This window comes from Gordonia sp. i37, from assembly GCF_002043085.1.
GTDB lineage: Bacteria > Actinomycetota > Actinomycetes > Mycobacteriales > Mycobacteriaceae > Gordonia > Gordonia polyisoprenivorans.
In genome coordinates, this window is record NZ_MVPX01000193.1 from 1 (window position 1) to 7983 (window position 7983).

Genomic DNA, 7983 nt, shown 5'->3' on the forward strand with positions numbered 1-7983 from the left:
TTGCGGAGGGTCTCCAGGTCGGAGGCGGCCGCGCCGACACCGAACGCCAGCTGGTCGGGGGCGAGGGTCTCGGTGCACGCGTCGGCGGCGTCGGAGGCCGCCGACGCCAGGTCGCCGATGCGGCGATCCTCAGATGCTCCGCGGGTCAGGCCGTTGTCGGCGTACGCGGCGCGATCGGCGCGGGTCAGACAGTCCAACGGTGTGCTCTGCGGGATTCCGCGCCGGTCCACGGCCACCACCGGGTGTTTGTCGAGCAGGCTGCGGCCCGCGCCGGAGGCCAGCAGCAACAGCGCGCGGGACGACGGCATGTCGGTCCCGGAGGTGAGGACCAGGGGTGCGGCGTCCGCGGGCGTCGTGGGCGAGGTGATGCGGGTCAGGGCGAGCGAGAGCGTCGTCTGCGACCGGTCCGGGTCGACCGGGGAGGCCAGCGTGGCGCATTGCACCCTCAGCCCGTTCGGTGCGGGGGCCCCGTAATCGCCGGAGACCTTGGCCGCACAGTCCTGCCACGGCAGGTCGTTGGCCGGGGCGCGCAGCTCCGGTGCCTTCGCCGGGGCACTCGACGACGCGGGCGCGGTCTGACCACCGTTGCCGCCACCGCCTGGCACGAGGGCCGGACCGGGATCGGGGCCGATGGCGCACGCGGAGATGCCGATCGTCACCGCGGCCACGAGAGCCGCGACGGAGACGCCGGACCGTCGCCACGACCGGCCGGCGCGTCCCGATCTCGCTCGTGCCGGTGCGGTGTGCGACCGTCCCCGGAACACCGGGCCACGTCTTGCCAAGGCCATGACGGCGAGCGTAGCCAATCGGTCAGCTCGCCCGGGTCCACCGGGTGTAGACGTACCCGTCGTCGTCGGAGAGGAGATGGCCCGGACGCATCTGCGCGAGCTCGGGCAGGGCGGGGCCGGTGACGATTCGCGCGGTGTCGCCGGCGACGATCGTCGGACTCGTCGTCAGGCACAGTTCGTCGAGCAGGCCCTCGGCGACGACCGCCCCGAGGAGGGTGGGTCCGCCCTCGCAGAGCACGCGGGGCCGTCCGAGGATCGCAAGGTGATCGAGCACCCGACCGATGCGGACGGCCTCGCTGCCACAGTCGACCACCGTCGCCCCGCGATCGGTCAGTGTGCGACGACGCTGCGCCGGCGCGTCGGAGCAGGTGAGCACCACGGTCGCGGGATCGGCCAACGGCGGATAGTCAGGGTCGATCGACAGTGAATTGCTGATCAGAGCCAGCATCGGGGCGGGCGACTGGCCCTGGTCGGCGCGCATCGCGCCGAACGCCTCGTCGGGTGTGGGTTGCCGATAACCCTCGGCCAGGGCGGTGCGGGCGCCGACCACCACGACGTCGGCGAGCCCGCGCAGGAGGCGGAAGATCGCGCGGTCACCGGGGCCGCCCAGCCCGCCCGAACGGCCCTGCACCGAGGAGGCGCCGTCGACGGAGGCAACCATGTTGGCGCGCACGAACGGACGATCGAGCGAGTCGGGGTAGGGGTAGAAGCGCGCGAGTTCGCGCAGATTCTGGGTCTCGTCGGGCGCTCCGGATGTGACCTGGGTCGCTTTATGCTGGTAGAGCATCATTCCTCATGGTCGACAGTGACTAGGCTGCCCACCATGGTGGCACGTCTATCCGACCGGAATCCGGTGGTCTCTCCCGAGCAGCTGATCGAGGAGATGGTTCCGCCGTCCACCTTCGACTCGGTGAGCTTCGACTCCTACATCCCCGACCCGAACGAACCGTCGCAGGCCGAGGCGGTCGCCAAGGCCCGTGACTTCGTCGAGCGGGCGAAGAAGTCGCGCAGCGGCAAGAAGGGGTTGTTCTCCCGCAAGCAGACCTCGCAGGGGGTGGGCCTCTACCTCGACGGCGGGTTCGGCGTCGGCAAGACCCACCTGCTGGCGTCGATCTATCACGCCATGCCCGCGCCGAAATCGTTCGCCACGTTCGTCGAACTCACCCACCTCGTCGGAGCCCTGGGCTTCATGAACGCCGTTGAGCGCCTCTCGGAGCAGAACGTGTTGTGCATCGACGAATTCGAGCTCGACGATCCCGGCGACACGATGATCGTCTCGCGTCTGCTCACCGAACTCACCGCCAAGGGCGTCTCGATCGCCGCGACGTCGAACACGTTGCCCGGCCAGCTCGGCGAGGGCCGATTCGCCGCGCAGGACTTCCTGCGGGAGATCAAGAAGCTGTCCGCGATCTTCGAGACCATCCGTGTCGACGGCCCCGACTACCGACACCGTGACCTGCCGCCCGCACCGGAGCCGCGCTCAACCGAGGATCTCATCGCGCTGGCCGAGTCCACCGAGGGGGCGACCCTCGACGATTTCGACGAGCTGTGCGCGCACCTGGCCAAGCTGCATCCGTCGAAGTACAAGGAACTCGTTGACGGCGTCTCACTGGTGTGCATCAGTGGGGTGCATCCGGCCAAGGATCAGTCGGTGGCGCTGCGGATCGTGGTGCTCGCCGACCGCCTCTACGACGCGAACATCCCGGTGACGGTGTCCGGCGCCAAGCTCGACGAGATCTTCACCGATGAAATGCTGGCCGGTGGCTACCGCAAGAAGTACCTGCGTGCGACGTCGCGTCTGTTGGCGCTGTCGCGATTCGCCGAGTCGGCGGTGTGACAGAAGGGTCTGACACAGGCCGTGGGGGCAACGGCATCGGAACATTTCTCCGGATTTGTTCCAGTGTGTCGTTGACCACACCCCGTCGACGTGGCTAGCATGGCAAGGGCCTGAGTCCACCGACGGGGAAGAGGTCGAAGGCGTTGCAGAACAAGGATTTCGAGCACGCCGACGCCGCAGTGGCCACGTCCGGTGACTCGTCGTCGGGTGCGGCGTCCGGCGACGACTTCTACGACCTGCCCACCATGACCGAGCTCCTCGAGTCGGTGCGGGAGTTCCTGCACGGACAGGTGATGGCCGAGACCTCGGGCAGTACCCGATTCCACGCTCGTGTCGCCGGCAACGTGGTGGCCATCGTCGAACGCCAACTCGCGGCCGGTGCCGAGCCGGCGCAACGCTTCCACGCCGACCTCGCCACCCTCGGATGCGCCGATGCCACCGAACTCGTCGCAGGGCTACGCGAAGGACGATTCGTCCCGGAGGACCCGCGGATTCCCGCCGTACTGCGCGCTGCAGTGGAAGCCAAACTGCGCGTGGACAATCCCTCTCTGATCGGAGATGCATGACCTTCGAAGTGCCGGAACACGTACGGCCGCTGCGCGATGCGGTGTACGAGTTCATGGTCGAACTCGTCGAGCCGCGTGAGCCCGAACTCGACGCAGGCGGTCCCGACGCGGACGCGATCATGGCCGAGCTCCGCGCCGAGGCCAAGCGCCGAAACCTCTGGGCGCTGGGACATCCCACCGAGATCGGCGGTGGTGGTCTGCCATTCCTCGACTACGTCTACGTCAACGAGGTCCAGGGCCGCAGTGAGTACGGACAACTGGCGCTGGGGACCTGGACATTGCAGGACTCGATCATGCTCAACCGCCATGCATCCGCCCGATGGCGTGATGCCTACCTCGAACCGCTTGTGCGGGGCGAGATCTCGCCGAGCTTCGGGATGACCGAACCCGACGTCGCAGGATCGGACCCGACCGGACTGCGCACCACCGCGGTCCTCGACGGCGACGAGTGGGTCATCAACGGCCGCAAGTGGTTCACCACCGGCGCCGCCCAGGCCGCCTACACCACCGTGATGTGCCGTACCGAGCCCGACGCCCCCGGCCATCGGGCGTTCTCCATGATCATCGTCCCGACCGATCACCCGCGTTACCGGATCGTGCGTGACACACCGGTTCTCGGGTTCTCCGGGCATCACTTCGAAGTCGACTACGACGACGTGCGGGTGCCTGCGGAGAATCTGCTCGGCGAGCGTGGCAATGGTTTCGTCATCGCGCAGGAAAGGCTCGGGCCCGGCCGCATTTTCCATGCGATGCGCTGGCTCGGACAGGCACAACGGGCCTTCGACCTCATGTGCCGCAGGCTGATCGGACGCAGCGCCTTCGGCGAACCGCTTGCCGACAAACAACTGATGCAGAAGCACGTGTTCGACTCCTACACCGAGATCCAGGCAAGCCGTTTGCTGACCCTCAAGGCGGCCGAGCAGATCGATCGCGGGGAGCAGGCCCGCGTGGACATCGGGGCGGTCAAGGTCTTCGGTGCGCACATGTTGCACAACGTGATCGACCGTGCCGTGCAGGTGTACGGGGCCGCGGGCGTCACCGACGACACCCCGCTGGGCAAGATGTATCGCAACGCCCGCTTCGCGCGGATCTACGACGGCGCCGACGAGGTGCACATCTCGACGGTGGGGCGGCGCATCCTCACCGAGTACCGCAACGGCGGGAACTGGGAGTTCGGGCTGCGCTGAGGAGGCCTGCCCTTTCGCCTCATCCGATGAGCGACAACAATTCCCACTCGTTCTCCGACACCCGGCGGCCGATGGCGGCCAGTTCCACCGAGCGGCTGGTGCCCGTGCGGTGCCGCTGGGTCTGGTGCAGGCAGATGATGCCCCAGCGCAGCGTGCCGTAGACCTGCCACCAGAACAATGCTTCCCGGTCGACGGGCGCTCCGCCGGCGGCCTCGTAGGCGCCGATGAACTCGTCGAGTCCGCCGAGCCCGCCGACCATCCCCGCGCCGCCGAATCGCCAGGCCTTCACGCACATCCAGCCGAGATCCTCGAGCGGGTCACCGATGTGGGCGAGCTCCCAATCCAGAACCGCGGCAAGCCCGTTGCCGTCGACGATCACGTTGCCGATGCGGAAGTCGCCGTGGGTGACGGTGCGTCCGGCGGTCGAGGGTCGGTGGCGTTCGAGCCAGGACAGCGCGAACTCGAAGGTCGGGAAGACCCGGTCGGCGGCGTCGAGTTCGGGACGCCAAGCGGCCAGCGGATCGTCCTCGGGTAGCCCGGGAACCGCGTCGACGTCGATCGAGTGCACCGCCGCCAACGCCGCACCGAGCTGGCCGGTGAGTGCAGCGCGTGCGTCGGCGAATTCGGGGTCGCGCAGAATCTTTCGCGGAATGGTCGCGCCGTCGATGTGATTCATCACGACGAAATCGCCGCCGATGTCGGGGTGGTCGAGGCCCTCGGCGATCACCGTGGGCGACGGCACCCCGACGGCACCCGCGGCGCGCATGAGTGCGGCCTCGCGCAGCAGTGACGATGCGTCGCGTCCGCCGGGTGGATCGAGCCGCAGGACCAGCCGTCGTGCTTCGCCGTCGATCGTCGCGACGAACGACCACGTCTGCCGGGAGGCCCCGGCCGGAATGCGCACGAGATCACCGATCTCGATCGCTCCCGCGCCGGTGCACTCCCGGAGAACGTCGGCCAGGCCTGCGGCGACCCGAGCATCGGCGTGTCCCGGGTCGGGGTCGGGAGTCGTTGCGGCAGAGGAAGACATTGGTTGAGTGTAGAGTCCGGTGCGACACGACGGCGGTTATCGGGGGATCAGTGCGTCTGACCGGTCCGGCTCACACGTCCAGTGGACGGCTCAGCACGGGTCGGCTCAGCACGTAATCGTGTTCGACGCTGCCATTGAGGTCGAAGGTCTTCACCCCGGCACGGGTGAACCCCATCTTGGCGTAGAACCGTTGTGCCCGAGCGTTTTCCTGATTCACGCCCAGCCAGATCGACGCCGCGCCGCGGGCCCGGGCACGTTCGATCGCCGTCTCCATCAACAACCTCGACGGCGACTGCGTGCGTCCACGCGCATGATGATCGGGCAGCACGTAGATCTTGGAGACCTCCGAGGACGGTCGATCGGTGATGACGGCGGCGACGTCGGCATCAGTGGGTTCGCGATGATGCACAAGGGCGTAGCCGACCGGAATATCGTCGTCGGTTCGCGCGAGCAGTACGTCGGACTCGGGAGCATCGATGTACTCGGCGAAGTCGGCGGGGGCGAGGTTGTCGCGGATGAATGCGTCGATGTTCGCCGGGGCCGAGTGCGGGGGACAGGCCAGCGGAAAGGTCGCGGCAGCGACGGCTGCCACCTCGTCGGCGAATCGTGGATCGGTGACCACCTGCACGGTCACCGTCATGGGCTCAGGTTGGGCAGACACCGGCCGACTTCTCCTCTCGGGCGCCAGGATGTACCGAACGCTACCGGGTCCGGGCAGCGCGCAACCCCTTGCGCGGCTTCTGCGCGCAAGGGGTCGACTGCAAGCGCTACTTCTTTCCGCAGGTGCAGTTCTCACCGCACTTGCAGTCCGGGCCACACGTGCAATCGGGGTTGTCACAGGCGGGGGCACTCATATTGCTCATCATGCATACAACCCTAGACCGCGGTACGAGCCGCGACTAGGGACTTCGGTCGGGCGGGACGGCCACCACGAGGTGCACCTCAGGGAACCGGTGTCCGGGTCCAGGGCGGGAGACGGTGCGCCACAACTCGACGAACCCGGCGTCGACGAGTGTGCCGGCCAGTGTGTCGGGGTGCCAGCGCCACGCTGGTGCCACCGCGTGGTCGAACTCGTGTGCACCGCGTTCATCGGAGCTCTGCGTGGCGACGAGGATCAGCGCGCCCGGGGCGAGCCGACGCCGCCAGGAGGTGAGGACCTCACCGACGTCGTCGGGTGAGAGATGGATCAGGCTGAAACGCGCAACCAATGCGTCGACCTCCGACAGGTCGACGTCGGCGAGGAGCGCATCACCGTGCCGGAAGTCGATGTGCGGGTGGGTGTCCCGCGCGATCCGCAGCATCGCCGAACTGGGGTCGACGGCGCTGACCAGACAACCTGAGGCCGCGAGATGCGCTGCCACGTGGCCGATTCCGCATCCGACGTCGACGACCCGCGGATACTCGGCGCTTGTGCGCGCGGTGTCGATGAAGGCGTCGACGACCTGCTTTTCCAGTGCAGTGGTGAAGGCCGTCGGGAACGTCGTTGCATACAGCGATGCCAACGCGTCATAGCCGGGTTGTTCGGTCACCGCGTGGTTCAGTTCTTGACGAGCCCGCCGTCGACGACCAGGTTCTGCCCGGTCACCGCACGCGACCATGGTGAGAGGAAGAAGAGCACCGCGTCGGCGAACTCGCGAGGTGTGGTCACCGACCGCAGCGGAGTGGAAGCGGCGATCGCGTCGAAGACCTCCGCGGGGGTGGCGGCGCTGGCGTCGGTGGTGCGCAGCAGGCCGCCGGAGACCATGTTGACCGAGATACCGTCGGGGCCGAGATCGTGCGAGAGCGTGCGCGTCAGGGCCAGCAGCGCAGCCTTGGCGGCGGTGTAGTCGTGGTAGGGGACCACCGGGTTCTGCACCAGATTGGTTCCGATGGTCACGATGCGACCCGCCCCGCAGGCACGCAAACCCGGTAGAGCGGCTTGCACTGTGGTGAGCGCGCCGCCCACGATGCCGCGGAACTGTGCATCGAGCTCGGCCCAGGTCAGGTCGTCGGCGTGGGATCGCGCGTCGCCGTTGAACGAGTAGTCGGGCAGCGCGTTGGTGACCACCGCCGTGATCGGACGACCGAAATGGTGTGTGGCGGAATCGATCATGGAGTCGACGGCAGCTCTGTCGGTGACGTCGGCGGCGATCGCCACCGCCCGGTCACCGATCTCGTCGGCCAGCGCCCGCGCGGCGTCGGCGCTGTTGCGGTAGTTGATGACGACCCGTGCGCCCTGCCCGGCGACCGCGCGGACGATCTCGGCACCGAGGCCGCGACCGCCGCCGGTCACCACGACCACGTGATCGGAGATCGGAAGTGCGCCAGACATGATCATCCCTTCGCCAGTGCGAACTGGGGCAGGTTCGACGGGTCTGATCTCAGCCGACCGACTGCCGGCACCCCATGTCCGAATGACATCAGATCGTATGCGCGCTCATGAGGCAAGGGCCGGGGCCGTCGATGGCTCGCGTCGGGAGGAAAGAAACGACCCGCTGTGTGCAGCGGGTCGTCACATCGGGCTTGTGGTGGTGCGCGATACAAGGATTGAACTTGTGACCTCTTCCGTGTCAGGGAAGCGCTCTCCCACTGAGCT

At 67.9% G+C, this 7983-nt stretch carries 8 protein-coding genes, 1 pseudogene and 1 riboswitch; of the genes and pseudogenes, 3 read left to right on the forward strand and 6 right to left on the reverse strand.

Annotated elements, in window-relative coordinates; translation table 11 throughout:
* Both B1964_RS09170 and B1964_RS09175 read right to left on the reverse strand, forming a co-directional pair.
* Positions 1 to 788 (reverse strand): annotated as a pseudogene (locus B1964_RS09170) (alpha/beta hydrolase); the annotation flags it as partial.
* A gap of 22 nt (positions 789 to 810) precedes the next feature.
* Positions 811 to 1575: a dihydrofolate reductase family protein gene (locus B1964_RS09175; protein ID WP_079929567.1), complete on the reverse strand. Its 765-nt coding sequence runs from the start codon at positions 1573 to 1575 to the stop codon at positions 811 to 813.
* A gap of 36 nt (positions 1576 to 1611) precedes the next feature.
* Here B1964_RS09175 and zapE point away from each other — a divergent pair, with 36 nt between their 5' ends.
* The 3 genes from zapE (at position 1612) to B1964_RS09190 (ending at position 4378) form a co-directional block, all read left to right on the forward strand.
* A complete protein-coding gene (zapE, locus tag B1964_RS09180) occupies positions 1612 to 2625 on the forward strand; it encodes a cell division protein ZapE (RefSeq protein WP_079929564.1) in 1014 nt (337 codons plus the stop codon).
* Positions 2626 to 2768: 143 nt separating this feature from the next.
* On the forward strand, positions 2769 to 3191 hold the full coding sequence (locus tag B1964_RS09185) for a DUF6285 domain-containing protein (RefSeq protein ID WP_020171461.1): 423 nt from the start codon (positions 2769 to 2771) through the stop codon (positions 3189 to 3191).
* The gene (locus B1964_RS09190; RefSeq protein WP_020171460.1) at positions 3188 to 4378 is read left to right on the forward strand and encodes an acyl-CoA dehydrogenase family protein; all 1191 of its coding nucleotides are present in this window, start codon (positions 3188 to 3190) and stop codon (positions 4376 to 4378) included. The genes B1964_RS09185 and B1964_RS09190 overlap by 4 nt, the downstream gene beginning before the upstream one ends.
* A gap of 19 nt (positions 4379 to 4397) precedes the next feature.
* Here the strand turns inward: B1964_RS09190 and B1964_RS09195 are convergent, their stop codons facing one another.
* The 4 genes from B1964_RS09195 to B1964_RS09210 all read right to left on the reverse strand — a co-directional run bounded on the left by B1964_RS09195 (position 4398) and on the right by B1964_RS09210 (position 7719).
* A complete protein-coding gene (locus B1964_RS09195) occupies positions 4398 to 5408 on the reverse strand; it encodes a phosphotransferase family protein (RefSeq protein ID WP_079929565.1) in 1011 nt (336 codons plus the stop codon).
* A gap of 70 nt (positions 5409 to 5478) precedes the next feature.
* Positions 5479 to 6048: a GNAT family N-acetyltransferase gene (locus tag B1964_RS09200; protein ID WP_020171458.1), complete on the reverse strand. Its 570-nt coding sequence runs from the start codon at positions 6046 to 6048 to the stop codon at positions 5479 to 5481.
* 259 nt (positions 6049 to 6307) lie between these two features.
* A complete protein-coding gene (locus B1964_RS09205) occupies positions 6308 to 6937 on the reverse strand; it encodes a class I SAM-dependent methyltransferase (RefSeq protein WP_079929566.1) in 630 nt (209 codons plus the stop codon).
* Positions 6938 to 6945: 8 nt separating this feature from the next.
* Positions 6946 to 7719 (reverse strand): 3-oxoacyl-ACP reductase, encoded by a 774-nt coding sequence (locus B1964_RS09210; RefSeq protein WP_079929568.1) that lies wholly within the window; start codon positions 7717 to 7719, stop codon positions 6946 to 6948.
* Positions 7708 to 7804: riboswitch (TPP riboswitch) on the reverse strand. It overlaps the preceding gene by 12 nt.
* Positions 7805 to 7983 lie beyond the last annotated feature (179 nt).

What these genes read in the sequence shown, in the direction of transcription:
- B1964_RS09200 (WP_020171458.1), bottom strand. Translation starts at nt 6,048, where the DNA reads ATGACGGTGACCGTGCAGGTGGTCACCGATCCACGATTCGCCGACGAG.
- B1964_RS09195 (WP_079929565.1), bottom strand. Translation starts at nt 5,408, where the DNA reads ATGTCTTCCTCTGCCGCAACGACTCCCGACCCCGACCCGGGACACGCC.
- B1964_RS09190 (WP_020171460.1), top strand. Translation starts at nt 3,188, where the DNA reads ATGACCTTCGAAGTGCCGGAACACGTACGGCCGCTGCGCGATGCGGTG.
- B1964_RS09175 (WP_079929567.1), bottom strand. Translation starts at nt 1,575, where the DNA reads ATGCTCTACCAGCATAAAGCGACCCAGGTCACATCCGGAGCGCCCGAC.
- B1964_RS09210 (WP_079929568.1), bottom strand. Translation starts at nt 7,719, where the DNA reads ATGTCTGGCGCACTTCCGATCTCCGATCACGTGGTCGTGGTGACCGGC.
- zapE (WP_079929564.1), top strand. Translation starts at nt 1,612, where the DNA reads ATGGTGGCACGTCTATCCGACCGGAATCCGGTGGTCTCTCCCGAGCAG.